Below are 26,851 nucleotides of genomic sequence, written 5' to 3'. Positions count from 1 at the left end.
CCTCATATGGCAAGGTTCTCTTTGCGCTGCCTAATTACAAAACCTGAAGATGTTTTGGATAATGGTTTATGATTTCACGGCCTGACTCTGTCAGCATGACCAGGTCTTCAATACGAACCCCGAACTTGCCTTTAAGATAGATACCGGGCTCAATGCTGAAGCAATTTCCTTCTACCAGGGGAACATGGTTGCCCTGGGAAATATAGGGAGCTTCATGTCCGTCCATGCCTATACCATGTCCCAATCGATGGTTAAAAGAATCCCCATAGCCGTATTCTGTTATGATGTCCCGGGCGGTCTTGTCTATTTCGCTTGGAATCGCGCCGACAGCCACCTTTTCCTCTGCCGCCAGCTGAGCCTCAAGAACTATTTCATATACTTTCCGCTGCTCTTCTGTGGGGGCTCCTACAAAAAAAGTCCTCGTCATATCATGGCTGTAGCCATCATACCATCCGCCACAATCCACCAGCACAATGTCATTCTCCTCAATGGCACGGTTATTGTCCCTTCCATAATGAGGCTTTGAGCTGTTGACTCCCGTAGCAACACCAGGGACTCGCGGGTTTCCGCCATGAGATTCGTGGAAGTTCATAATAAATTTTATGATTTCGTCTTCATAGAGACCCGGACGAAGATAAACCGCAAGGGATTCCATCATCTTATCGTTCATAGCTGACGCTCTTCTCATGAGCTCTAACTCTTCTTTGCTTTTTATGGAACGCATGGGAAAAAGAAGGGAAAAACCATTGACACACTGTACATTAAGTCCCTCTACTGCTTCAATCATGTCACCGGCTTCAATGCCCCTCGTAAATGCGATTCTCAGATGTCCGTCCAGCCCTACAAGCTGAAGCCCCCGTCTGAAAGCACCCTGAAACCAGTCAACGTCATTCCACTCCAATATGTGCATTTCTTCCCTGACACTCTCTACATCATCCCTATGAAGAGACGGGCAGAGGAAGAAACTTTCTCCTTCTTTGGAAATTAATGCGCCTTTCAAGCGGGAATCAGACCGAAAATCAAGGCCGGTTATATACTTCAGGTCGGAAGATGGGGCAAGAAAAACTGCATCAAGTTTTTGCTCATTCAGTATTTCAACCAATTTTTGAAAACGCTCTTTATGTAGCATAGATTCCTCCCCCTTATCCAAAATTTCGGCGCTAGCGAAGTTCTGGAATGAATTATGTATTAGCGGCATGGGTATTGGGCAGCCTGCGTTATAACCACAGCAGCCCCGTTCCCTTGTAGGCGGCCCCGTCCTTGAGAATATCTCTTCTCTGGGACGGGGCCAGTAAAAACCTGTGAGTTCGCTTAGTCTTTCAAAGAAAGGTTGCCCAAATAGTTGATCTGGCCATCGGCGAGATCTTCAACTCCAACAAGGTCTCTTCTTACACCGTAAAGCTCGCTTGGTACGGCAAGGGGGACGATTGGATGAAGCTCGTTCAATCCATCCCATACATTCTGAAGAAGTACAATTCGATCAGCTTCATCAACGGTTGTGTTGACCTTTTCAAGAAGAGCGTTCATATCTGGATCATTCAGACGGGCCCAGTTTGCAGAACCGATGCTGCCGGCATGGAAAAGAGTCAGCCAGTAATCTCCGGCGTTACGGCTCGTCTGCATTCCCCACTGGCTTACGTACAGGGCATGCTCGTTACCGTTCATTTTCGTATTGAATGCCCCTGCTTCGAAGATCTGAATGTTCGTTTTGATTCCCACCTGGGCAAGCATAGACTGAATGACTGTGGCTCCATTTACTCTGTCCTGGAAGTTGCTTGTCCAGAAATCAAGGGTCAGTCCGTCAGGATATCCAGCCTCAGCAAGAAGGGCCTTGGCCTTGGCGGGATCAAAGGGATAAGGCGCAGCGTTCGCAGGGGTGAAGGTGCTTGCGGGCACCAGCGGACCATCAGGCTGTACCGCGTTGTTCTGGTATACAACTGCGCAATAGGCTTCTTTATTAATGGCATACTCTATGGCAAGACGCACCCTTGGATCATCAAGAGGCTTCTTATCTGTGTTCATGCCAAGATATTGAAGTCGAAGGCCCGGGGACGCAACAACCCTAACTTTTTCAGATTCGTTCAGACGCTGATACTCACTTGGAGGAACAGCATAGATCATGTCAACTTTGCCGGTTTCAAGGGCGATCACTCTGCTGCTGTCATCTGGCAGGACAAGAATGTTAAAGTTTTTGAAGCCGGGCTTCTTTCCGTGGTAGTCTTCAAAGGCAGTGAGTTCAATGCGCTCACCCTTGACCCAGCTCTTGAATTTGAAGGGGCCGGTCCCCACAGGGTTTCTGAAGTAGTCGGCACCGCCCTCTTCAACGGCCTTCTTATTGAAGATACTCGCATAGGGGTGTTTCATCGACTCAAGCCATCCGCCTACGGGACCAACGGTCCTCACGATGACAGTGTGCTTATCAATGATCTCGAAGCCTTCTGTGTCAATCTTTTTGCCTTTGGACCCAGCGTGCACAGAATCAGGGGAAGCGGCACGAGTCAAAGAGAAAACGACGTCCTCGGCTGTGAACTCTTCACCATTATGGAACTTCACACCTTTTTTAAGATAGAATTTGTACGTGTGGTCGTCCAGGACTTCCCAGCGTTCGGCAAGAACGGGCACAAGCTGCTTTGTTTTTCCATCCACTGTTACCAAAGGCTCATTGATATGCTTGGCAACGGCAAAGGACATGGTGTCCGTCGCCTGATGGGGATCAAGGCTCTTGGCATCCCCGGGAAGGCCGAGTGTGAATGTTTCCATCACTGCGGCGAAACCAGTTGTTGCGATTAACGTTAATACCGCTACTGCTAACAATAACCGTAAACAAAATTTTCCTTTCACTTTCCGTCACTCCTTATACGAAAATATGTGTGATGCCTTTAAATAAAAGAATTACCACATTGAACACTCCCCAGCCTTCTTTTTACTGGGAGATATCAATCAAACTTGTCAGCGCCTTCGTCATCAATGGACGCGGAAGAATTGCCTCCTCCGCGGAAACGATCAAATAGCCTCGCGCGCCCAAAGGCGAGAGCCTGTTCAAAGGTGTTCTGGTCGGGGCAATAGATCCGCATAAGGGTTTTTTTCGTCCCCTTAAGGAATATCACTTGAAGACCAGCCACCGGTTCGAGAGCATGTATGCGCCCCCAGGGAACCATTCTTGTTACACTTTTTGCGGCATTCAGAACTGGCTCAATAGGAAAAGGACGCCAATGCATGCTTTCTCTAAACGAACCCGGGCCCTTTCTTATGCTTTCGCAAAAAACACCCTCGCTATCAAAGCGAAACAAGGCTACATAACGATTTTGAAAGATCAGAAAACTGATAACCAGAAATGCCCCAATTATAAAAAGGGCAAGAAAACTGGCGAAGCCGACTGCAGCACTGATCTGGATTCGATTCAACGTTTTGCCAAACAACAGTTGCAAAAAGATCAAAAATACAAATGATCCTGCCCATAGGATTGCCAAAACCATCCCCAGATCCATCAGGATAAGGGGATTTGTTCCAATGGGAACCCCTGCAAACCATCTGAGCGTTTCGCTGCTTTCAGCAGAACCCTGTTGCTGTGGCTTCCTTGTCATTGTCAACTGTTATTTTTTAAATTTCTGGCAAAATGACAGGAAACGAAATGACCGGGATCAATTTCTGTAAGTTTCGGGGTCTCGTTCATACAAATCTCCTGTCGATATGCGCACCGGGGCGCAAACCTGCACCCTGGCAACGGATTGATGGGACTGGGAACGTCTCCCTCAAGGAGGATCCTGTCCTTTTTCCCATCCAGGTCAATAACGGGAACCGCCGAAAGCAGCGCCTGGGTATAAGGGTGAAGGGGATCCTTGAAAAGGATAGTATTGCCCGCCTTCTCCACCACCTGCCCCAAATACATGACTGCCACTTCATCTGAGACATATCGCACCACGCTGAGGTTATGGGAAATAAAGAGGTAAGTATAACCTCGCTCCTTTTTAAGGTCTCCCAGCAAATTCAGTATTTGAGCCTGGATACAGACATCAAGGGCCGATACCGGCTCGTCAAGAACGATAAACTCCGGGTCAAGGGCAAGGGCACGAGCTACACCGATACGCTGACGACGCCCCCCGTCAAGTTCGTGAGGAAACGATGTTGTGAGACGTTCGGCCAAACCGACAGTATCCATAAGCTCCTTCACCTTATTGTCAACTTCTTTTCGGCTGCCGCATGCCTTATTGATCAGCAAGGGTTCCGCAATAAGCTGTGAAACCGACATCCTGGGATTCAGTGAAGAAAAAGGATCCTGAAATACTATCTGGGCCTGCTTGTGAAACTCTCTTTTTTGAGCATTATTGAATTTCAGAGCGTCCTGCCCCTTGAAGAGAACTTCGCCGCCAGTGGCTTCGATTAGACCGATAACAACCCGCCCAAGAGTAGACTTTCCACACCCTGACTCACCCACCAAACCAAGGGTCTGGCCTTTAGTTATGGTAAGGGTTATATCGTCAACGGCATGTAAAAGTCCTTTGCTAACATTGAAATATTTTTTCAAATTCCTTATGTCAAGAAGAGTTTCGGACGTCTGTATTTGCTTTGTCATTGCCTTGTCCCCCCATTCATCCCCAAGGGGAAGAAACAATCCACAAAATGATTTGGCTCATACTCTTTCATCCCGCACGCCTTTTCATGGCAAATATCCTGGGCATAGGGGCAACGGGGAGAAAACCGGCATCCTTTGGGCAAATCCGTAGGATCCGGCATGAGCCCAGATATAACGGCGAGCTTTCCACCTGGCTCGCTATCTAGTTTGGGTACGGCATTAAAAAGTCCTTGCGTATATGGATGCATGGGCTTGCTATAAAGCTGTCGAATATCAGAGTATTCCACCAGACGCCCCGCATACATAATGGCCACCTCGTCGCAGATTTCCGCCACGATGCCAAGGTCATGAGTAATGAGCAGCAAAGAAGTATTGACGATTTTCTGAAGATTCTTTATCAGATCAAGAACCTGGGCCTGAATAGTCACATCCAGAGCTGTCGTAGGCTCATCGGCGATCAGAAGGGTTGGTTCACAGGCAAGGGCGATGGCGATCCCCACCCGCTGGCGCATGCCTCCGGAAAACTGATGAGGGTATTCCTTTCCCCTCTCCGGGCGAATTCCCACAAGAGCCAACATCTCATGAGCCCGTTTCCGCACCGCTTCTCCCTTAAAGTCAGAGTGAAGTGAGATCATTTCCATAATCTGCTCTTCCACTGTCATAATAGGATTGAGAGAAGTCATGGGATCCTGAAAAATCATGGCAATCTTGCTTCCCCGAATATCCCTTTTCTCAGCCTCTGTCATCTTCATGACGTCTTGCCCATCAAAAAATATCTCGCCATTGGTAATCTCTCCCGGAGGGGACTGAATCAGCTGGAGTACGGCAAGGGCTGTTGTTGTTTTACCTGCTCCAGTTTCACCCACAAACCCAAGGGCCTTTCCTCTACGAAGAGAAAGATTTAAATTGTTCACTGCATGCACTATTCCGGAGTCTGTGTTAAAACGTACGGAAAGATTGCGAATATCCAGTAAAGGAATGTTGTTCTTATCGCCCATTCTTATCCTCCTTACCGTTTCTGTTTAGGATCAAGAGCATCGCGCAGCCCATCGCCTATGCAGTTCAAAGCAACAATAGTGATCATTATCGCCAAACCGGGGAAGATGCTTAGATAGGCGCTGTTCCTCAAATACGGACGAGCTGTCGAAAGCATTCCGCCCCATTCAGGGTATGGAGGCTGAATCCCCAGACCAAGGAAACTTAGAGTTGCCGCGAAAAGTATGGCATTTGCAACGCTAAGGGTCGATTGAACAATAAGGGGAGCCATGCAGTTTGGCAAAATATACATCATAATAATGCGGAAGTGGCTAGCCCCCATGGCTCTTGCGGCTTCAATATATTCCATGCCCTTTATTGAAAGCACCGACGCTCTCATGAGACGGGCAAACCTTGGTATAGACGTAATTCCCACAGCTACCATAAGGTTGAACAGGCCTGGCCCAAGGGCTGATGAGATTACAATCGCCAATAGTATGGTGGGAATAGCAAGCTGAACGTCCATTATGCGCATTAAGATGTTGTCTATTCTCCCTCCAAAATAACCAGCTATAGCTCCTATGGCGCCGCCTGCAATTAAAGAGATGGAAACCGCTATCAGGCCAACCTGCAGCGAAATTCTGGAACCATATATCAACCGGCTAAAAACATCCCGGCCAAACTCATCTGTTCCAAGAAAATGTTCCGCGGAGGGAGGCTTGCGGATCATCATGTAATCCTGATCAGCATATCCGTAAGGTGCAATTTGTTCTGCGAATATGGCCATGAATATAAGCACCAAAAGAACAGCAAGCCCAATCATCGCAAGATAATTTCTGCGCAACCGGATAAAAGTATATCTCCACATTGTGTTGTTTTTCATAGAGTTGCTTTTTGATGACGACATTGCAATTCTCCCCTCTATCTCACATGGATCCGAGGATCAACAAAAGCGTAAAGAATGTCCACAGCAAGATTGATCAGGCAGAAGGCAACGGAAATAAATAGCACCCCGCCCTGAATAATAGGGTAATCTCGCATGTTGATGGCCTCCAGCATGAGCCTTCCTACGCCAGAGATGGAAAAAATCGCTTCTGTAATAATCGATCCGCCTAGAAGCATGCCGAATTGCATACTGATGATGGTGAGGATCGGGATCATGGCATTGGGCAAAGCATGGCGGAAAATTACCACGCTCTGTTTCTGCCCCTTTGCTTGAGCTGTACGAATGTAATCAGAGTGTATGACTTCCAGCATGCTGGAACGGGTTATTCTGGCGATAATCGCAACAGCCGAACCAGAAAGGGTAATAATTGGAAGAACCATTTCGCTAACAGTGCTGAACCCCATGGAAGGAAGCCATCCGAGGTGCACTGAAAAGGCCAGAATGAAAAGAAGCCCTGTCCAAAAAGTAGGCATTGAAACCCCTAAAAGGGTCAACAGCGTTGTAAGACTATCGAGAAGGGAATACTGGCGTATAGCACAGATCACTCCCAAGGGAATCCCCACCAGGGTGCTGAAGGCAACTGCCCAGAAGGCTAGTTTCATTGTTACAGGAATACGCGAAGCCAGCTCAGAAGAAACTGAGCTTTTCATAACATAGGAATAGCCAAGGTCAGCATGGAACACGGCATTATAAATATAACGACCTAACTGGACCACGTAGGGCGCGTCCAGCCCATGCTCTGCATTGAAGGCCGCGATGGTCTCTGCGGTTACCTCCTGGCCAAGAGCAATCCTGGCCGGATCACCCGGGGTAAAGTAAAGGATAGTAAAGAGAATAACCATAACGCTTAAAATAACTGGAACAAGCAATAAAATCCTTCGAATCACATACTTAAGCAAAGGCGCTCCCCTCCTTACAAAATATAATTTTCGTCTAGGAAGAAATTACATTTTTTCTCTATAACTTTATCTGCTGGCGAAGCAGTCTTATAAGCCCTTCGCGAGAGCGTTTTGTGAAAAACAACACGATTATATGAAAACCTTCCTATTCGTAAAGGAGATATCTCCTTGGGCGAAACGGGTTTTATAAAACGATAGGCAAACTACATAAGGAAGGCTAAAAAGAATTCAACTAGAACCCCTTTACATGGGGCAGGGAACCAACGAAACAAACTACATGATGTTCGGCTACTAATTTTTCAAAGTTCACCTGCGACAGAAGCAATCTTCGAATCTTTTTGATAGAACTGGTCGCAATCTGCCTTTAACACACCGTGGTTTTCTAATATCCAGCATATAAAAAAGGTAATCTTCTGATGGTCGACCGGTCGACCATCAGAAGATTACCACCAAATTTTACGCTAGTCAATCTACATTTCTTTTTTTGATGAGCCCCTGTAGGTTAGAATGCCATGGGGCTACGCCTTATCCGGAGCATTTTCCCATAACCACTTATTAACATCTTCTCTACTCTCTATTTCACCTTTGGCAGCTGCCTGGCGCAACCCTGTTTTTAGCAACCCCACCAAAGGTCCTTCCTCAATCCCCAATACTCGTTTCAATTCTTTTCCATCTGGGAGAAAATCAATACATTTAAGCCTCAACACAACACGATTGTACGTTAACAGATTGTCTCGCCATACATCTGTAGGCTTTCCCGAAGACGATAAGAACGCATGGGAAAGGTCAAAAAGTTTTCTTACTATATCTTCTCCCAGAGAATCGTATACAGCTATTGCTCTGTCCAAGGGAAGAGGCTCAAGAAAAAGAGGGAGATTCTTAATGAGAACAACAATTTCTTCTCTGCTGGCAGAAGGCCACGACCAACTCACAAACAATTCGTTTACAAAATCATAATTCAAATGCTGAAACAATGCGGCCACCTGAACAGACTTGTCTCTCCTCTGTTCCTGGGCAGACTGGAGCGAGAGGAAGGAATGGAGAAGACAGTCCCCCTCATAAACACTACCGGCCTCCAGACGCTGCCCCCAGAGCTTTTCAAGAAAGGGGAAGAAAACAGCCATTAAGCCATGGCTTCTTACAAATCGGAAAAAAAGAAAACCGTCCCCATCAAATGCCCTCGCAACTTCATGGCCTATACGCTCTTGAGATACGCCCGTAATATGAGAAGCAAAATTTTCAACGGCAAGTGAGGAATCACCATCGATCCTTAATCCATGAGTAGAAGCAAAGCGGCATAAACGAAGAGCGCGTATGGGATCATCCTTTAGGCGATGAAGGGGATTGCCGTTAAATCGGAGAATCCCTTTTCTTAAGTCTGAAAAACCATCAAAGGGATCGTAAATATGGCCCCTACTGTCAAGTGCCATGGCATTTACTGTAAAATCTCGCCGTGCCAAATCCTCCTCAACAGGCTTGTTTCTCAGAGGAAACACGTCAAAAGCCTCCCTATTGAAAGATATGACAGCCGTTCGCTTCTGGGCTTTTCCTACAATAACCGCCCCTGGGAAAACTCTCTGAATCTCCTTTTCTCCGCCAGAAACTGCTAAATCCACATCTGAAACAGACTGTCGTCCTAAAAGATAATCACGAACTGCCCCACCGACAACCCAGGCCTTAATCCCTTCTTTTTCAAAAAAACGAAGGAGTTCCAACGCATTAAATAAAGACACCTCGTTACCCCCCTCCTCCAGCGGCATCGCTAGAAAAAGAAAGACTCTCTTGCACTAAAAGAAGACAATGCTATCTTATTTGAATATTGGAAAAACAACATTAAAAATCTCCCCAAAATGGTGCCAGGTCTTGAAATTGTACACTAATGCACATTTTCAAGACCTGGCACCATAATACGAACCGATATTCCGCCTAGCGGATAACTTTCCTTGACTTCTCCCCCTTTATTCTCTTATATAACTAGTGCCGGATCTAAATTTTCAGCATAAATAATGAAGCTTAATATTAATAGAAAGAAGAGGTGTCACCCCTATGTCTTCCCTGTATAAACGTGTTGATTACCAAGCGCTGATTAACTTCTCTGCCGATGTGCTGCAGAGGATAGGATACCCGAGAAACAAAGCTGAAATTACAGCTAAAGTACTTGTAGAAGCAGACGCACGAGGAGTTGCGTCTCATGGTGTAACCCGCCTCAAGGTCTACAAAAACGAATTGGAAAGCGGCCATGTAAAGCCTCTGGCAGACCCTGAGATTGTTTTCGAAACTCCCATATCAGCCGTTATTGACGGTCACTATGGCATCGGATCCCATATTTCTCAATTTGCCATGGAAATTTGTCTTGAAAAAACCCGTAAAAATGGTACTTGTTATGTTTCTGTTCGTAACTCTAATCATTTTGGCATGGCAGGCCTTTGGGCCGAAATGGCTTCCAGGGAAGGGTTCATTGGAAGTGCTTATACCAATACCATCCGATGCGCAGTGCCAGCCCTGGGCCGTCAGCGAATGCTTGGAACCAACCCCATAGCAGTTTCTATACCCACAGATGAAGAAGAACCTTTCCTTCTTGATATGGCAACAACAACAGCAGCTCGTGGAAAACTGGGCGTCTATAAACGTCGGGGTAAAGATCTTCCTGAAGGCTGGATAATAGATGAAGAAGGAGAACCCATCTCTGATGCACAAGCCGCAACAAACCTTCTGGCCGATCCTACACGGGAACTTGGAGGTCAAGTATTTCTTGGCGGTTCTGGCGAAGAAATGGGAGGACATAAAGGGTACGGGATGGGGCTTTTGGTAGAACTTTTATGTGCTCCCCTTTCCATGGGCAGCTGGACCCGTGACGTTTTTCAGACTCCTGACGCTAATGTATGCCACTTCTTCTCCGCATTCCGTCTCGATCTGTTTGGAGATCCAGCACCCATAAGAACCTATGTGGGAAATATTCTTCGCGCCCTTCGAAACAGTGCTCCTCTTCATGGGGAATCTCAGGTATATACCCACGGCCAAAAAGAAGCTGCCCGCCGAAAAATCGCTCTAGAAAAAGGAGTGGAGATAGACGAGGCCACATGGTCTATGCTCAACGGCCTCGCTAGAGACTTCAATTTCGCTTCTTTAGAAGAACGGTGAGGGCATGAACATTTCAGTTTCCTTCACTTATCCTGATTTTGAGGGTATTTCTATCCCTGAAGAAAATCTTGTGGCTATATTAAGTCCCGCTTGTCCTCCGAAACCCTTTGAAGACGATATGGATGCCATCAATCGAGGTTTAGATTCTCCAATAGGGGCTCCTCGGTTAGAAGAATGTGTAAGAGCTGAACAGAAGATACTGATCCTTGCAGATGACAACACACGTAACACTCCAGCACATATTATTATTCCGGAAGTCATCAAACGGCTTAAAAAAGCGGGAATCCAATCCAAGAATATTTCTATTATGGTTGCCCTTGGAACCCATCGCCCAATGACAGAAGAGGAACTGAAGAAAAAGTTCGGTTCACAGATTCTTCAGAATTTCACAATCCTGCAACATGCCTGGAACGACCCTGATCAGCTTATAGAACTTCCTCCCACAGAAAACGGGACAGAAATATGGGTGAATAAAGCCCTTCTCAAGGCAGATTTTGTTATAGGGATAGGGCACATTACCCCCCATCGGGTGGTTGGCTTTTCAGGGGGTGCAAAAATTGTCCAGCCAGGTGTGTCAGGCGGAATTACCACGGGGCAAACTCACTGGGTAAGCGCCCTTTACGACGGCGAAGATTTTATAGGAAAGATCGACACCCCTGTCCGCAGGGAAATGAACGCCGTAGGGCTGGCTGCGGGTTTGAAATATATCGTTAACGTAGTAATGGACGGAAACGAAGAGGTCTATCGCTGCGTTGCCGGTGATCCTATAGAAGCCCACAAGGAGGGGTGCTCGGCCTCGAAAGAAATTTATGGGGCTCCGCTCCCATGTTTGGGAGACATAGTTATTGCAGAGTCTTTCCCGGCTGATGCTGAACTCTGGCAAGCGGCAAAAGGCATCTATTCCGGAGATTTGGCATTAAAAAAAGACGGAATTTTAATCCTTGTTACACCTTGCCCCGATGGTGTAGCACAGGGACATCCGGAACTCACAGAAATCGGGTATCTTCCCTTCAAAGAAATTAAACAAATGGTTGATGAGAAAGAAATTGACGATCTTACGCTGGCCGCCCACATTTCCCATGTAGGACGTGTCGTTTGTGATAAGGGGAGGGGGATACTTGTTTCTCGCGGAATCGATAAGGAAACCACAGAAAAGTTGGGGCTCCTTTGGGCTTCCACCCCTCAGAAAGCATTAGAAATGGCCTTTGAGCTTAAAGGTTCTGACGCTCGGATCGTGGTGTTAAAAAATGGAGGAGACATATTGCCTCTACTCAATGATTAAGAATGAAAAACAAAAGAAAGAAGAGGATACTTATGAGTACTGTCCTTAACACTATTGGAAGATGCGGTCTCGTACCTGTTATAAAACTCGACAGGTCAGAAGATGCCCTTCCCCTGGGTGAGGCCCTCATCAAAGGAGGGCTTCCTGTAGCAGAAGTAACCTTCCGCACAGATGCCGCAGAAGAATCTATAGAACAACTTACTTCCCATCTCCCTAACCTTCTTGTTGGAGCAGGAACCATACTTACAGTTGATCAGGTCAAAAAAGCAGTAGATGCCGGGGCAAAGTTTATTGTCTCTCCTGGTTTTAATCCTACAATAGTGGACTACTGCATTGAGCATAAGATACCTATTACGCCAGGCGTCAATTCTCCATCTCAAGTTGAAATGGGGCTTGAACGGGGGCTTTCTGTGCTTAAGTTCTTTCCGGCAGAAGCATCTGGTGGAGTCTCTATGCTCAAGGCTATGGCTGGGCCATACAAAGACGTTAAATTTATTCCCACAGGAGGCATCAATGCAGAAAACCTCAACACCTATCTAACATTGCCCATGGTTCACGCCTGTGGCGGCAGCTGGATGGTAAAAAGCGATCTTGTAGCGGCTGGCGCCTTTAACCAAATTGTCACACTTGTACGGGAAGCAGTATTTACGATGCACAATTTTTCTCTGATACATATAGGCATCAATGAAAACTCTGACGAAGAAGCTTTACAGTGTGCCCAGATATTTGAAAAACTCTTTAATATGTCTGTGAAAAATGGCAACAGCTCTGTTTTTGCTGGGAAGTCTTTCGAGATCATGAAGTCCCCATATCTTGGCAGCAAGGGACACATTGCCATTAAAACAAACAGTGTGGAAAGAGCGGCAGCCTATCTGAAGACTTTTGGCGTAAAGACCCTTCCTGAAACAGAAAAGAGAAAAGACGGCAAGCTCAAGGTGGCTTATCTTGACCTTGAAATCTCTGGTTTTGCTATCCATTTGGTAGAGTAAAAGGTCTTCTTTATAACTGTTTCGCAACACTCTCTGATGACAAATAACTGACACGTTATTTGACAGGCGTATAAATTTCAGATATCATATGCAACAATTTGCGTACCACAATTAAGGAAGGGAGGAGCCACCATGCAAAGTAACAGCAGAACAATCGCAATTATGGTTCAGAACAGCATGATGATGTGCATGTGCGGCGGCCCTCCTGACGTGGTCGACGCAGCTTAGTGCTGTCGTCCATTGACTTTCAGGCCGGGGCCTTCTTACAGAGGGCTCCGGCTTTTTTTGTTGTCATCTTAAGATTAGCTTTATATCAGGAGATGAAGTATATGATCAGCATCCAGAACCTCTATAAGTCCTACCCTTGCGAGGGGGGCGATTTTGAAGCGCTACGAAACATTAGTATTAACATTCAATCAGGAGAGATCTTTGGAATCATCGGCTTGAGTGGAGCCGGGAAATCCACATTGCTCCGCACTCTCAATCGACTGGAAGAACCCAGTTCTGGCTCCATATGCATTGGGGATACTGACATTACGCAGCTTTCTACACCTGAGCTTAGAAAGCTGCGCCGACGCGTAGGTATGATCTTCCAACACTTTAATCTTCTTGCATCCCGCACTGTTTTTCAAAATGTCGCCTTTCCTCTAGAGATAGAAAAATGGGAAACGGACGCCATTTCTAAAAGAGTAACGGAGGTACTCGATCTCGTGGATCTTTCAGACAAGGCTCAAAGCTACCCTTCCCAGCTCAGTGGAGGGCAAAAACAGAGAGTTGGAATTGCCCGGGCCTTGGCCAACAACCCCAGCTTGCTTCTTTGCGATGAAGCCACCAGTGCCCTTGACCCTAAAACGACTCAGTCAATTTTGGCCCTTCTCGATGAAATTAACCGGAAACTCGGCATTACTATTGTTCTTGTCACCCACGAAATGGGAGTCATTCGCCAAATTTGTCATCGGGTCGCCGTCTTAGAACACGGACAGGTTGTAGAACTGGGAGCTGTAAAGGATGTTTTTATGAAACCCCAGTCAAAAACAGCTCGAGAGTTTTTATGCCATCTCCCAAGGACAACCTATGATTTTGAAAACCTCCCTCAGGAAAAAGGCAAGCCTGTAGCAATCTTTGCCTTCAATGGTGAAATGGCAGAACAGCCCGTCATATCCCAGGCCATTAAAAAAAGTGGCGCTGAGATCAATATTCTTTCTGGAGAAATCGACCACCTGCATAGCAGCCGCATTGGCAATCTCACGGTTCAGCTAAAAGGCAGCCCCGCAGAGATCAGCACGGCCCTTTCCTTTATTAGATCCAAAAACGTAGAAGTGGATGTGGTCTGGAATGGATAAGTTGGTTGCACTTATAAATCTTCTGGCAGCTCCAACCCTCGAAACGGTCTATATGGTCATGTTCTCAACCTTTTTTGCAACGCTGCTCGGATTCCCCATAGGAATTGCCCTTGTTGTAACAGAAAAGGGCGGATTGGTTGAGAATGAAGCGATATACAGAATTCTCGACGGCATTGTAAATGTCTGCCGCTCTTTCCCCTTTATTATTCTCATGATCGTTCTCTTCCCCTTCTCGCGCCTGATCGTGGGAACTACTATCGGCACCACTGCCTCTATTGTTCCCCTCTCTATTGGAGCCGCTCCCTTTGTGGGACGAGTTGTAGAAAGCGCCTTAAAGGAAGTGGAAAAAGGGCTTATCGAAGCAGCCGTGTCTATGGGAACCAATCCAAAGGACATTATTTTAAAAGTTATGGTACCAGAAGCACTCCCTTCTCTTATTCTTGGAGAAACCTTAACCGTTATCAATATCATCGGCTATTCGGCCATGGCCGGTGCTATTGGAGGCGGCGGACTGGGCGACCTGGCCATTCGCTACGGTTTTCACCGCTTTCAGACAGACGTTCTTATAGCGGCTGTCATCGTTATTATCATGCTGGTTCAAGTAATTCAGGTCATCGGGAACAAAACAGCTCTCTATGTCGCCCGTAATCGCTGATCAGCACACTGCGCGCAGAAAAAACGAGCTACATTGCACAGAAATATGAACTGGAGGAATGAAAAATGAAAAGAACTGTAGGTCTTTTACTCTCTCTCACAATACTCGCCATATGGGCAGCTTTTATTCCTAATGCGGCAGCGGCAGAAGAAGTGATCAAAATCGGGGCAACCCCTGTCCCTCATGCTGAAATATTAAAGGTCATCAAAGAAGACATTGCCAAAGAAGGGATCAAACTCGAGATCATAGAGTTTACTGACTATGTAAAGCCCAACCTGGCGCTGAATGATAAGGAAATAGATGCCAACTATTACCAGCACCTTCCCTATCTGGAAAACTTTAACGCTAATCACCGTACCAAACTTGCGGCTATAGGGACTGTTCATGTAGAAGCCATGGGGTTGTTCTCTGAAAAGGTGAAGCATATTGACGAGCTGAAAGAAAAATCCCTTATCGCTGTCCCCAGTGATAGTGTGAATGGTGGGCGCGCCCTGCTCCTTCTGCAGGCTAACGGTCTTATCACCCTTTCAGACAAGGCGGGATTGGAAGCCACAGAGAGAGACATCGTGGAAAATCCCAAAAAGCTCCGCTTCAAATCCATTGAAGCAGCTCAGCTGCCGAGGATACTTCCCGACGTGGATGGCGCTGTCATCAATGGAAACTATGCGTTGGAGGCAGGATTTAATCCCACAGAGGATGCTGTGTTGCTGGAAGGCAGCGAATCTCCTTATGCGAATATAGTTGTAGTTCATGAAGATTCGAAGGATGACGAAAAGTTTGCCATTCTGATGAAACATCTAAATTCTGAGAAAGTGGCCCAATTTATTCTTTCAACATATAACGGCGGAGTTACCCCTGCTTTTTAGGGGGATGCGGATAGTACAAAAGGAGGCTGCCGGTGAATGACAGCCTCCTTCTGTATACCAATGCACAATTTCAAGACCTGGCACCAATTACCATTCGGCGATGGTGCCATCTTCTAGCCTCCATACAGGGTTTTTCCAATTCATATTTTCATCGGTCTTCTGACGAACCACTTCTTCATTAATGGAAACCCCCAGGCCTGGGCCTTTAAGCAGTTTTATATAACCATTTTCATATTCAAAGAGTGCCGGGTTTTCGAGATAGTCAAGCAGGTCCGCACCTACATTGTAATGGATGTTCAGGCTTTGTTCCTGAATGATTGCGTTTGGCGTACAGAAATCAACTTGCAGGCACGCAGCCAGGGCTATGGGGCCCAGAGGGCAATGGGGGGCCAGAGCCACATCGTAGGCTTCTGCCATAGCGGCTATTTTGCGCACTTCCCAGATTCCGCCGGCGTGACTGAGGTCAGGCTGAATAATATCTACCGCCCCATCGGTGAGAAGAGTTTTGAAATCCCAGCGCCCAAAGTTCCGTTCCCCTGTGGCAATGGGCATAGTCGCATGACGGCGCAGTTCCACAAAGGCCTCGCGATTCTCTACCAGTACCGGCTCCTCAACGAACATGAGCCGGTAGGGTTCAAGCTCTTTCATGAGAATTCTAGCCATAGCCTTATGTACCCGTCCATGAAAGTCAAGGGCTATGTCTATTTTTTGTCCTAATGCGTCTCTAATAGCCTGAACCCTGGCGAGTACTTCATCCACCTTTTCATAAGAGTCGATCCAGCCCAACTCTTCGGTGGCATTCATCTTTATTGCCGTCATGCCAGCGTCATACTTCGCTTTGGCTTCGGCTGCCACGTCAGAAGGCCTGTCCCCACCGATCCACGAGTAAACTCTGATCTTCTGACGTACTGCGCCGCCAAGCATTTTATAAACGGGCAAACCGTAGATTTTTCCGGTAATGTCCCATAGGGCCTGTTCTATACCGGAAATCGCGCTCATGAGTACGGGGCCGCCGCGATAAAAGCCACCCCGGTAGAGAACCTGCCAGATATCCTCAATTTCTGTAGCATCCCGGCCGATAAGATATTCTTCCATCTCCCGAACAGCAGCTGCCACTGTAGTGGCTCTTCCTTCAACTACTGGCTCTCCCCATCCCACCACTCCATCATCAGTAACAACTTTTAAGAAAAGCCATCGCGGTGGAACTTTAAAAAGATCGAGACTTGCTATGCGGCTCATAAGAGGTCTCCTCTATTAGCGCTGTACGCGCCCGCTGGCATCGCCGCCAGCCAGAGTCAAAGCATCTTTCACCGTAACCCTATTGAAATCTCCATAAATAGTATGTTTCAGTGCTGAGGCCGCCACCGCGAACTCCAAAGCCTCCTGAGGCGTTTCGAAGTTATTGAGACCATATATCAGACCAGATCCAAAAGAATCGCCGCCGCCGATACGGTCTACTATATGGCGGATTTCGTACTTTTTGCTGACGTGGACTTCTCCTCGTTCAGCAAGGATAGCTGACCAGTTGTTCCAATCCGCGCTGATACTTTCTCGCAGGCTTACGGCCAGATATCTCACTCTGGGGAACTGTGCGAGCATTTTCTGGCTCAGGGCCCTATATTTATCTATATCCAGGGATCCCGAGGTCACATCCACATCGGCTTCGATGCCCAGACATTTCTGGCAGTCCTCCTCGTTAGCGATAACAAGATCCACATAGTTCATGAGCTCAGGCATAACCTCAAGGGGAGTTTTGCCCCATTTCCACAACTTATTGCGATAGTTGAGGTCGCATGAAACAGTAATGGCTTTTTCTTTACATTTTTTGAGGGCTTCAAGGGTTACATCGGCAGTCCCTTCGGCAATGGCGGGGGTAATGCCAGTAACATGAAACCACTTGGCCCCATCGAGTATGGTATCCCAATCAAAATCTCCGGGTTTTACCTCGGCAATAGCTGAATGGGCCCGATCATAGATAACCCTGGAAGGGCGCATGCATGAACCGGTTTCTGTGTAGTATATGCCAAGGCGCTCTCCGCTCTTCCGTATAAAGCGAGTATCGACACCAAAACCTCTCAATTCATGAATAACACCATCGCCAATAGGGTTGTCAGGAACAGCTGTTACAAAAGCCGCATCTTCACCATAATTAGATAAGGCAACGGCCACATTAGCTTCGGCACCGCCAAAAGTAGCCACAAATTGCGGTGTCTGGAGAATTTTTTCGCGGCCTGGAGGAGTAAGCCTCATCATAATTTCACCAAAGGTAATAAACTTTGCCATAACCGAACGCATCCTTTCTATTTCAAACCAGCCCGAATTCGGGTAATTTCATGTAATACTTTCTCTACTGCCTCTCGAACAGCCTCGTAACTGCCATCTGTACCCGCAGGCTTAGTGAGAGCACTTCCCAAACCAACAGCAAAGGCTCCGGCCTTGAACCATTCCTCCATATTCTCGAGAGAAACACCGCCAATAGGCATTATATTGGCATAAGGAACCGGTCCGTGTACGGCTTTGATGAATTTGGGGCCAAGTACGCTGCCAGGAAAGGCTTTCACTACGTCAACACCAAGTTCCAACGCATGCATGAGTTCTGTAACTGTCCCTATACCTGGCATTGCAGGCAAGCCATAACGGTTGCAAGTGTAAACAACGTCATCGCTAAGACTTTGGGACACAATAAACTCTGCGCCATTGGCAATACACATTCTGGCTGTAGCTTCATCCACAACGGTTCCCGCCCCAACAAAACATCCCTGTCCTCTATGGCGCTCGGCAGAAGTGCGCATAATGTCGAGAGACCCGGGAAAGGTCATGGAAACTTCAACGGCTTTCATCCCCGCGTCAAACATGGCGTCTGCCATGGCAATTCCTTTTTCCACACTTTCTGTACGGATAATACCCACGACACCTTGTTCTTCTATAGCTGAAAGAATTTCATATTTTCTAATGCGGATCATTACCATCCCTCCTTAGTAGTTTCTAAATGACGTCGATTGATTCGAAGGGAAATTTTTGCAGTTTCCTGCGCCAGTTTCCGTCCCACCAACGCAGCCTGTTTATCATCAAAACGATAGGCTGGTGCGGAAACGCTTACTGCTCCCAGGGGGAATCCATTTCTGTCAACAATAGGTGCAGCCACGCAGCGAATTCCTTCTTCGTTCTCCTGGTTTTCTTCGCTATACCCTCGCGTTTTATATATTTTTAATAGATTCAATAACTCTTTAGGATCGGTGATCGTATTCGCTGTCCTACTTTCAAGGGGTGTTCTTTCTAAATAGATTTCAACTTGGCCTGCAGGAAGAGCCGAAAGTATCGCTTTCCCCCCAGCAGTGCTATAGAGAGGAAGTTCCGCTCCCACCTTCGATCTCATCAACAGCGGACTTGGACTCTCAAGTTTTTCCAAGTAATAGGCTCGCCCGCTTTCGAAAACAAAAAGATGGATCGTCTCGCCTGAATAATCTCTCATAATCTCTAGGATGTCACGAGACATTTCCAGCAGTCCTGACCGCTTATTGTAGCTTGCAGACCACTTCACCACCGCTGGCCCTATTTGATAGCGCCCATAGGGATCTTTTATGAGAATATTGCTATCGACAAAGGTTGCGAGAATTCGATATGCTGTTGTTTTCGAAAGTTTTGTGGCATTCGCTATTTCTGTTAACCCGACAGGTTCAGGCCTATTAGAAAGATCTTCTAGTACGGCAATCGCTTTTTGAAGAACCTGCACCCTGTTTTTCTCAGACATGCACTATCACCTCTCCACCCCTCATCTTACATTAAAGAGGGCAGCCACAACACGATTTGTGGAACATATGTTACGAGCATCACAACGATAAAAAGAGCTACGTACATGGGAACAAGAGATCGAACCAATGATATCAGGGACACTTTTGATATGGAGTTTGTCACATAAAGGACTGTCCCTACCGGCGGTGTGATTAGCCCGACACAAAGGTTCGTTACCATAATGACGCCAAAGTGTATATCGTCAATCCCGTAACTTCTGCATACAGGAAGGAGAATCGGAACAAGAAGAAAAAGAGCTGGGGTCAAGTCAATAACCATCCCCACAAGGAAAAGCAGAATGTTCAGGATAAGAAGAAACATGAGCTTGTTTTTGGTAATGCTCATAATCACTTCGGTAAGAAGCTGGGGAACCTGGGCCACAGCGAGAAACCACGTCAACGCCATAGCTGATGCGCACACCAACATGACTACTCCTGTATTAAGGGAAGCACCTTTGAGTATTTCCGGATAGTCAGACCATCTCACATCATATAGGAAATATGACACAATAATAGCATAGACAACAGCGACCGCTCCGGCTTCTGTGGCTGTAAAAATACCGCCGAGAATGCCTCCCAAGATAATAACGGGGAGAATTAATGCCCAAACTGTTTTTCTGAAAATCCCTAAAAACTCTCCAAAACCTACCCGATCACCCACAGGGTAATTATTTTTGCGAGCTACGAAATAAGAAACGGCTAGAAGGGCAATTCCTATAAGAATTCCTGGAATCGCGCCGCCAAGAAAAAGCTTAGCAATAGAAATCTGAGCAATAGACCCAAGAATGATCATGGGGACGCTGGGTGGAATAATTGGGCCAATAACAGAAGAAGCAGCAGTGATAGCCGCAGAGAACTCTTTGTCATACCCGCCTTTTTCCATCATGGGAATCTCTAGAGAGCCCAATGCGGCGGCGTCAGCAACCGCAGAACCACTAATTCCCGCAAAAAGCATGCTGGCAACTACATTAACATAGGCAAGCCCGCCTTTTACCCGACCAACGAGAGCGTTGGCAAAGAGCAAAATATCGTTGACAAGTCCCGCTTTGTTCATTATTTCGCCGGCCAGCATGAAAAATGGGATGGCCAAAAGTGTATAGACATCAACACCGGTAATCATACGTCGAGCGAGAACCATAGGCTCAAAAGTTCCCGTCACAAACATAAGGGCCAATGCGGAAAGGCCTATTCCAAATCCGATGGGAACGCCAAGAATAGTCAACCCCAACAAAGAACCAAGAAATGCTAACAAAACTACCATATCAGGCTTCCTCCACTTCAGAACACCAAATACGTGCTATCTGACGAGCCATTTCAAGAAGCATCATCATTGTGGCAAAGGGAACGGCCGAATACTGCCATGCCACCGAAATAACGAGAATAGATGTTTTCTGCACATATATCCTGGAGATGTAATCAATTCCTCCCTTAAGAAGGATGAACAGAAAAGTCGTAATCAGAAGGGCTATGGCTATTTTCAACCCCTTCCCTGTCGAGCCCTTGGTGCGCTCAATAAGAACATCAAAAGCCGGGTGCAGACCAATTTTTAATCCGGAAGCGATAGCCATAAAAGACATCCATACAAAAGCAAAACGGCTTACCTCATCGACCCAGGGGAAGGCCATATGGAAAAAACGGAAAATAACGTTTGTAAAAACCGAAAACACCATAACCCCGAGCATAACAATCGCTATACCGTCAGCCAAACGATACATATAACGATACAGGGCATTCATAAAACTCTTCATAATACGAACGAACTCCTCTCGCCATGTTCTTCCTTAAAATTAAAATCCCGGCAGAAAGGAGCCTGCTTTCTAAAAACAGCTCCTTTCTGCCGGAAAAGTTACCTACTGCTTATTTTTCAAACTTTTTGCCAATCTCTCTGATCTGCTCAACAAATGGGGCCGCTTCGGGGCAGCTTTTTATATAATCTGCAATGATTGGTTCTGTACTTTCAATGAAAGGTTTTAGATCAGGATAGGTGACTTCAAGACCTTTATCAATGGTTTTCTGCAACACCAGTTCATCTTCTTCTCTTGTCCGCTTGTCAATCTCCGCGATGGAAGCCATAGTTGCGTCATAAACAATGGTCTGTTCTTCTGCTGTAAGTTTGTCCCATACCTTCTGATTGATGACAAAGTACTGGAATCCAAAAATATGGTTTGTCATGGCTACATACTTCTAAACATCGTACCATCCAGAGTAATATGAAGTCATAAGGGGGTTATCCTGGCCATGAACAACACCCTGCTGCAACGCTGTAAAGACTTCGCTCATGGGCATGACAACTGTGCTGAAGCCAAATCCCTGCATTAGTTTAATGATAACTTCGCCCTGCCATACGCGCATTTTTATACCCTTACAATCTTCAAAAGAGTTAATGGGCTTCTTATTGTTTGAAATAACCCTGAAACCTCTCGGGAAAGCTCCAAGAATTTTAACGCCGAGAGGCTCAAGGCTTTTATAGATCTCTTCCCCGATAGGACCGTTAAAAACGGCGTCTGCATGTTCATAGCTATTGAACATATAGGGAAGCTGAAGCAATTTGAACAAATCTACGGTGTTTTCCCAAAGATTTCCTGTAAGAGCCATTTCAATGGTTCCCAACTGCACTCCCTCTACGAACTCCTGCTCGGCACCAAGCTGGTTATTTGGGAATATCTGTACCTTTAAGGAACCATTGCTTTTAGACTCGACATTCGCTTTAAAAATATCATTAAGCACAACGTTGGCGGGGTGATCCGCTGGAAAATAATTAGCGATCTTCAATGTCGTAGCCGCAAAAGCCATGGATGAAAAAGCTACAATAAAAAGAGCTGTCAAAGCTACTGTACGAACAACACGTTTCATCTTCACAACAAACAGCCTCCTCAAAAAAAGTTTTAAGTGTACCGTTCTTACTGCCCGATCAAGCCAATGCGTGATTCTACTCTTTACACAATCCCCCGGGAAGCAGCTCCTCCTTTCGTTTTTATAAAATCACTCCATGTTTAAATAAGCCGATCTCCCCTATATTTAAATGTTCGTTAGAGGTTTCCCGGCCATTGGCCACTTCAAATACAAGATCAATGAGATCGCCAAGAAGAGCGTCCCGCTCCTCACCTTCTAAAAGACGCCCCCCATTAAAATCCATCCAGCTTTTCTTCCTTTTATAAAGGGATGAATTGGTTGCTATTTTTATTGATGGAACTACTGAACTATAGGGAGTCCCTCGGCCGGTGGTAAAAAGGGTCAAAACAGCTCCGCTTGCCGCGAGAGAAGTTACAGAAACGGGGTCATTTCCAGGGCTGAAAACAATATTCACACCTGAACGGCCGTAGCACTCTCCGTATTGCAAAACATCCGCAACTAAACCGGAACCAGTTTTTTGCACAGCACCCAGGGATTTTTCCTCAAGAGTTGTAATACCTCCCTCTTTGTTTCCAGGAGAAGGGTTTTCATATACAGGCTGGTGGTAAGAAGTGTAGTATTCCTTGAACCAATTGATCATTTCCACAAACTTTTTGAAAACATCTTCTTCTTCAATTCGGGAGGTCAGAGTATCCTCCGCCCCGAACATTTCAGGGATTTCTGTAGCGAGCAGAGTTCCCCCCCAGAGGGTCAGATAGTCTGAAAAAAGACCAACCAGAGGGTTGGCGGTAATACTTGAAAAGGCATCGCTGCCGCCGCACTTTACCCCAACGACCAAATCAGATAAAGGACATTCCTCTCTTTCTGAACGTCCCCTCTCCGCCAACTTGTCAAGACGGGAAAAAAGAGCTTTTTCGTCATCTGATTCTTCTTGAAGCACTGTATATTCAACATTAAAATGATGGGAAAGGCATTCTTTCATATAGGATATCTGTAAATTTTCACACCCCATTCCCACTACCAGCACCCCTGCCGCATTGCCGTTAAAGGCCAGCCCCGAGAGAGCCCGTAAAGTAAATTCGAAATCGTCGCCTAACTGAGAACAGCCGTAGGGATGCGCTAATACCCGTACTCTGTCTATCCAATCCGGTGCTTCATATCGTGGGATGAGATTTCTCAAAATATCGTTAATGCAGCTTACTGTGGGAATGACCCAGAGCTCGTTACGGATGCCAACTCGACCGGTAGGGCGGCGATATCCCATAAAGCTTCTGGTTTGAAAGGGAGTTTTTACTTGAGGTGAAACGTAGTTCCATTCAGCTGGCCAATCAACTCCGAGGGCTGTTTTCAGGTTATGGGTATGAACCCAGTCACCAGCCCGTATATTGCACAATGTCACCCCTATGGGATGGCCGTATTTTATAACCTTCTCTTGAGCTGCTATATCTTTCAACGCAACCTTGTGGCCCGCGGGGATCCTTTCATTCACAGGAATAGAGAAACCTTCATCCAGTACAAGAATGTCACCTTTACTTAGTTCGTGAACTGTCACAGCAATGGTGTCCTCTGTCCTCAATTTTACTCTCTGAAAAGACCACATCTTCATTGCCTCCTTACCATTTTCCGCAATACGGACTAATTGGCCGTAATGCGAAACGCTACGTCTATTAAGCCATGGTTGGAGATAAAAAGCAAGACCTCCCAGAGCCATTTATAACGGTTTTGATTCTTGCTTTGTATACCAATGCACAAATTCAAGACCTGGCACGATTTTCTTAACGTTACTGTTACAAAGACGAAACATGGGCGTTACAAAGGGCCTTTATACTGTGAAATAACATCGCTGATATGTTAAATACAAGGAGGTTTTCAGGAAATGAAGAATTTTATAGCAGGAGCAATTCTCGTTGCAACTCTCGCCGTGAGCGGAACCGCATTTGCAGCAGAGCTCGTCATCAAAGGATCCACTACAGTTCTTCCCATCGCACAATCGGCCGCTGAGAAATACATGACGGCCCATCCTGAAGTAGCCATTACAGTTTCTGGCGGCGGCAGCGGCAACGGTATTAAGGCCATTATCGACGGAACCACCGATATTGCTGATTCTTCAAGGTTCATAAAAAATGAAGAAGTGAAGGCTGCCGTAGAAAAAGGAACCTACCCTGTTCCTTTCGGTATCGCCATGGATGCCCTGATCCCTGTGGTTCACCCTTCTAACCCTGTCCAGGACCTTTCTATTGAACAGCTGAAAAAGATCTACATGGGTGAAATAAAGAACTGGAAAGATGTGGGCGGTTCAAACAAGCCCATTGCTATAGTGAGCCGTGACACAAGTTCCGGAACCTACGAAACCTGGGAAAGCAAAATTCTTCAGGGTGAGCGGGTAGACAAACGGGCGCTTATTGTTGCCTCTAACGGAGCCATGGTGCAAACGGTGGCAAAAAATGAGAACGCTGTAGGTTATATAGGTCTTGGCTACCTCAATGACTCTGTAAAGGCCCTTAAAGTTGAAGGAATCTCTGGAAACAAAGAAAATGCGCTTAATGGGACATTCCCTGTATCCCGCTACCTTTACATGTTTACAAAGGAATGGCCCTCTGGGGATATCCTCAACTTTATCAACTTCGTTCTGAGTGACGAAGGGCAGAAATTAGTTGGAGAAGCAGGCTTCGTGCCTATTCGATAAATATAGATAGACCCGACCCTCCTCCTATATGGCACTGTCAGCTATAGTAGCACCTCAGGAATTCGCCCGTCCCCCCGGTGGGCGAATTCCTGCCTGGCATAGAAAGAACTAAGGAAAGGGAATAGTGATATCCATGAAAAAAGAACAAGCACCTGGCATAATCATTATGTCCATATCATCTATGGGCATTTTTATCATATTGTTTATTCTTTTTTTCTTGATTAAGGAAGGACTTCCAGTTCTGAAAGAAGCCTCTCTTTTATCAATAGTGACAGGCTCTGACTGGTATCCCACAGAAACACCTCCAGCCCTGGGCATGCTGCCTCTTATAGTGGGATCGGTAGCCGTTACAATTCTTTCGTCCTTGCTCGCCCTTCCCATAAGTCTTTTTATAGCTATTTTTATTTCTGAAATCGCCTCTGAGAAAATGCGTAACATTTTAAAGCCCATTCTGGAGCTGCTTGGATTTCTCCCGTCCATTATTCTTGGTTTTCTTGGCATGGTTCTTATCGCCCCGTGGCTTCAGGCCAATTTCACCATTCTTTCTGGCCTGAATCTGCTGAACGCGTCTATACTCTTAGGTTTTCTCATCATTCCCATTGTGGGGTCCCTTGCAGAAGAAGCCCTTTCAGCCGTTCCGTTGGAACTTCGCAACGCTTCCTATGCTCTGGGCGCTACGCGGTGGGAAACTATCAGCAAAGTTGTTTTCCCGGCAGCCCTTCCCGGCATTCTCTCCGCCTGCCTTCTTGGGATAATGAGAGGGATGGGAGAAACCATGGTGGTACTTATGGCGGCAGGGGGAGCTGCCATTATTCCAGCTTCTCTTTTCGATCCGGTACGCCCACTCACATCAACCATCGCGGCCGAAATGGGAGAAACCCCCGTGGGCTCCCCCCACTACCACGCTCTCTTTTTTGCGGGGCTTATTCTTCTCATTATTACCCTGGCCATCAATCTTCTATCGAGCTGGATCGAGAGCAAAAGGAGAGTGAGACCCTCATGACAAGACGAAGAATTGTTGATCGCCTTATGACCTTTATGCTCTGGGGAGCCGCGGCTCTCTTGGTCTTTCTGCTGCTGGCCATAATCCTCTATATTTTTATCAACGGCTATGAGGTCCTTTCATGGAGCTTCTTGACAGAACCGCCACGGGATAATATGACCCGAGGTGGAATCAGCACCCCCCTCATGGGAACCTTGCAGCTCGTTGTAGTTTCTATGCTTTTCTCCCTTCCCGTAGGCATCGCCACGGGCCTCTACCTCGCCGAATACTCCCGGAAAGGACGGTTTACCGCCCTTCTTCGCCTGGCTATCCGCTCCCTTGCCGGTGTTCCTTCGGTGGTCTTTGGCCTTTTTGGCCTATCCCTTTTTGTCATCCTGTTAAAGTTTGGCTCATCGCTGCTCTCAGCGGGACTGACATTGGGGTGTCTGGCATTGCCCCTTATCGTAACGGCATCAGAACAAGCATTTCTTGCGGTTCCCCAGGATTATCGCGCCGCCTCCTACGCCCTTGGCGCATCAAAGTGGCAAACCATCTGGAAGGTCGTTTTTCCTGCCGCCTCCTCTACCATCATTACCGGTGGAATTCTAAGCATCGGACGGGTTGCTGGGGAAACCGCTCCCATAATCTTTACAGGCGCCGCCTACTTTACCCCCGGAGTGGCAAAAAGTGTTTTTGATGAAGTCATGGCCCTGCCATACCATATTATGGTTCTTGCTACTGAAGGTACCAATATTACTCTCACAAGGCCCATACAATATGGAACCGTTCTGGTGCTTTTAGCTTTTGTACTCGGCATCAGCGCCATTGGTGTGATTATGCGAACCCGCCTGAAACAGAGCGGGCGATAAA

24 protein-coding genes and 1 pseudogene are annotated in these 26,851 nt (G+C 46.7%); 9 read left to right on the top strand and 16 right to left on the bottom strand.

Annotated elements, in window-relative coordinates:
• Nucleotides 1-34: 34 nt before the first annotated feature.
• The 8 genes from BUC50_RS06255 to BUC50_RS06220 form a co-directional block, all read right to left on the bottom strand.
• On the bottom strand, nucleotides 35-1,129 hold the full coding sequence (locus BUC50_RS06255) for a M24 family metallopeptidase (protein WP_213700051.1): 1,095 nt from the start codon (nucleotides 1,127-1,129) through the stop codon (nucleotides 35-37).
• A 182-nt stretch (nucleotides 1,130-1,311) separates the two neighbouring features.
• The gene (locus BUC50_RS06250) at nucleotides 1,312-2,841 is read right to left on the bottom strand and encodes an ABC transporter substrate-binding protein (protein ID WP_013049034.1); all 1,530 of its coding nucleotides are present in this window, start codon (nucleotides 2,839-2,841) and stop codon (nucleotides 1,312-1,314) included.
• A 95-nt stretch (nucleotides 2,842-2,936) separates the two neighbouring features.
• Nucleotides 2,937-3,584: a hypothetical protein gene (locus BUC50_RS06245; protein WP_286677249.1), complete on the bottom strand. Its 648-nt coding sequence runs from the start codon at nucleotides 3,582-3,584 to the stop codon at nucleotides 2,937-2,939.
• 2 nt (nucleotides 3,585-3,586) lie between these two features.
• A complete protein-coding gene (locus BUC50_RS06240) occupies nucleotides 3,587-4,573 on the bottom strand; it encodes an ABC transporter ATP-binding protein (protein ID WP_013049036.1) in 987 nt (328 codons plus the stop codon).
• Nucleotides 4,570-5,571 (bottom strand): ABC transporter ATP-binding protein, encoded by a 1,002-nt coding sequence (locus BUC50_RS06235; protein WP_013049037.1) that lies wholly within the window; start codon nucleotides 5,569-5,571, stop codon nucleotides 4,570-4,572. Before BUC50_RS06235 ends, BUC50_RS06240 begins: the two co-directional genes overlap by 4 nt.
• Before the next feature lie 11 nt (nucleotides 5,572-5,582).
• On the bottom strand, nucleotides 5,583-6,455 hold the full coding sequence (locus BUC50_RS06230) for an ABC transporter permease (protein ID WP_013049038.1): 873 nt from the start codon (nucleotides 6,453-6,455) through the stop codon (nucleotides 5,583-5,585).
• A 14-nt stretch (nucleotides 6,456-6,469) separates the two neighbouring features.
• Nucleotides 6,470-7,393 (bottom strand): ABC transporter permease, encoded by a 924-nt coding sequence (locus BUC50_RS06225; protein ID WP_013049039.1) that lies wholly within the window; start codon nucleotides 7,391-7,393, stop codon nucleotides 6,470-6,472.
• Between the two features lie 518 nt (nucleotides 7,394-7,911).
• On the bottom strand, nucleotides 7,912-9,126 hold the full coding sequence (locus BUC50_RS06220) for a tRNA nucleotidyltransferase/poly(A) polymerase family protein (protein ID WP_013049040.1): 1,215 nt from the start codon (nucleotides 9,124-9,126) through the stop codon (nucleotides 7,912-7,914).
• A gap of 313 nt (nucleotides 9,127-9,439) precedes the next feature.
• Here BUC50_RS06220 and BUC50_RS06215 point away from each other — a divergent pair, with 313 nt between their 5' ends.
• The 6 genes from BUC50_RS06215 to BUC50_RS06190 all read left to right on the top strand — a co-directional run bounded on the left by BUC50_RS06215 (nucleotide 9,440) and on the right by BUC50_RS06190 (nucleotide 15,669).
• Complete coding sequence (locus BUC50_RS06215) at nucleotides 9,440-10,534, top strand: Ldh family oxidoreductase (RefSeq protein WP_013049041.1); 1,095 nt, start codon at nucleotides 9,440-9,442, stop codon at nucleotides 10,532-10,534.
• Nucleotides 10,535-10,538: 4 nt separating this feature from the next.
• Nucleotides 10,539-11,816 (top strand): nickel-dependent lactate racemase family protein, encoded by a 1,278-nt coding sequence (locus tag BUC50_RS06210; RefSeq protein ID WP_013049042.1) that lies wholly within the window; start codon nucleotides 10,539-10,541, stop codon nucleotides 11,814-11,816.
• 32 nt (nucleotides 11,817-11,848) lie between these two features.
• Complete coding sequence (locus BUC50_RS06205; RefSeq protein ID WP_213700056.1) at nucleotides 11,849-12,805, top strand: bifunctional 4-hydroxy-2-oxoglutarate aldolase/2-dehydro-3-deoxy-phosphogluconate aldolase; 957 nt, start codon at nucleotides 11,849-11,851, stop codon at nucleotides 12,803-12,805.
• Between the two features lie 329 nt (nucleotides 12,806-13,134).
• Nucleotides 13,135-14,148, top strand: coding sequence for a methionine ABC transporter ATP-binding protein (locus tag BUC50_RS06200; RefSeq protein WP_286677248.1), 1,014 nt, complete (start codon nucleotides 13,135-13,137; stop codon nucleotides 14,146-14,148).
• Complete coding sequence (locus tag BUC50_RS06195) at nucleotides 14,141-14,803, top strand: methionine ABC transporter permease (RefSeq protein WP_013049046.1); 663 nt, start codon at nucleotides 14,141-14,143, stop codon at nucleotides 14,801-14,803. The genes BUC50_RS06200 and BUC50_RS06195 overlap by 8 nt, the downstream gene beginning before the upstream one ends.
• Before the next feature lie 65 nt (nucleotides 14,804-14,868).
• Nucleotides 14,869-15,669, top strand: a complete 801-nt coding sequence (locus tag BUC50_RS06190) for a MetQ/NlpA family ABC transporter substrate-binding protein (protein WP_213700059.1) — start codon at nucleotides 14,869-14,871, stop codon at nucleotides 15,667-15,669.
• An 87-nt stretch (nucleotides 15,670-15,756) separates the two neighbouring features.
• Here BUC50_RS06190 and dgoD read toward each other — a convergent pair whose 3' ends face one another.
• The 8 genes and pseudogenes from dgoD to BUC50_RS06150 form a co-directional block, all read right to left on the bottom strand.
• Nucleotides 15,757-16,908, bottom strand: coding sequence for a galactonate dehydratase (gene dgoD, locus BUC50_RS06185; protein ID WP_013049048.1), 1,152 nt, complete (start codon nucleotides 16,906-16,908; stop codon nucleotides 15,757-15,759).
• A 15-nt stretch (nucleotides 16,909-16,923) separates the two neighbouring features.
• A complete protein-coding gene (locus BUC50_RS06180) occupies nucleotides 16,924-17,952 on the bottom strand; it encodes a sugar kinase (protein ID WP_013049049.1) in 1,029 nt (342 codons plus the stop codon).
• Nucleotides 17,953-17,969: 17 nt separating this feature from the next.
• Nucleotides 17,970-18,632, bottom strand: coding sequence for a bifunctional 4-hydroxy-2-oxoglutarate aldolase/2-dehydro-3-deoxy-phosphogluconate aldolase (eda, locus tag BUC50_RS06175; RefSeq protein ID WP_013049050.1), 663 nt, complete (start codon nucleotides 18,630-18,632; stop codon nucleotides 17,970-17,972).
• Nucleotides 18,632-19,420, bottom strand: coding sequence for an IclR family transcriptional regulator (locus tag BUC50_RS06170; protein ID WP_013049051.1), 789 nt, complete (start codon nucleotides 19,418-19,420; stop codon nucleotides 18,632-18,634). The genes eda and BUC50_RS06170 overlap by 1 nt, the downstream gene beginning before the upstream one ends.
• Before the next feature lie 26 nt (nucleotides 19,421-19,446).
• Entirely contained in the window at nucleotides 19,447-20,721 is a 1,275-nt protein-coding gene (locus BUC50_RS06165; RefSeq protein ID WP_286677247.1) for a TRAP transporter large permease, read from the bottom strand.
• Nucleotide 20,722: 1 nt separating this feature from the next.
• Nucleotides 20,723-21,208, bottom strand: coding sequence for a TRAP transporter small permease (locus tag BUC50_RS06160; RefSeq protein ID WP_286677246.1), 486 nt, complete (start codon nucleotides 21,206-21,208; stop codon nucleotides 20,723-20,725).
• Between the two features lie 109 nt (nucleotides 21,209-21,317).
• Nucleotides 21,318-22,253, bottom strand: a pseudogene (locus BUC50_RS06155) (TRAP transporter substrate-binding protein).
• A gap of 181 nt (nucleotides 22,254-22,434) precedes the next feature.
• Nucleotides 22,435-23,913: a UxaA family hydrolase gene (locus BUC50_RS06150; RefSeq protein WP_286677245.1), complete on the bottom strand. Its 1,479-nt coding sequence runs from the start codon at nucleotides 23,911-23,913 to the stop codon at nucleotides 22,435-22,437.
• Between the two features lie 276 nt (nucleotides 23,914-24,189).
• Between BUC50_RS06150 and BUC50_RS06145 the strand changes: the two genes are divergently transcribed.
• The 3 genes from BUC50_RS06145 to pstA all read left to right on the top strand — a co-directional run bounded on the left by BUC50_RS06145 (nucleotide 24,190) and on the right by pstA (nucleotide 26,850).
• Nucleotides 24,190-24,999 carry a phosphate ABC transporter substrate-binding protein gene (locus BUC50_RS06145; RefSeq protein WP_286677244.1) on the top strand — a complete coding sequence of 270 codons (810 nt, stop codon included), beginning with the start codon at nucleotides 24,190-24,192 and terminating at the stop codon, nucleotides 24,997-24,999.
• 133 nt (nucleotides 25,000-25,132) lie between these two features.
• Entirely contained in the window at nucleotides 25,133-26,002 is an 870-nt protein-coding gene (gene pstC, locus BUC50_RS06140; RefSeq protein WP_213700471.1) for a phosphate ABC transporter permease subunit PstC, read from the top strand.
• A complete protein-coding gene (pstA, locus tag BUC50_RS06135; protein WP_213700467.1) occupies nucleotides 25,999-26,850 on the top strand; it encodes a phosphate ABC transporter permease PstA in 852 nt (283 codons plus the stop codon). The genes pstC and pstA overlap by 4 nt, the downstream gene beginning before the upstream one ends.
• Nucleotide 26,851 lies beyond the last annotated feature (1 nt).

It is taken from the genome of Aminobacterium sp. EBM-42 (assembly GCF_001896635.1).
In the GTDB taxonomy this organism is placed as follows: Bacteria; Synergistota; Synergistia; order Synergistales; family Aminobacteriaceae; genus Aminobacterium; species Aminobacterium colombiense.
The sequence above is the reverse complement of the archived record's forward strand: the minus strand, read 5'-3'. Positions and strand labels throughout refer to the sequence as shown.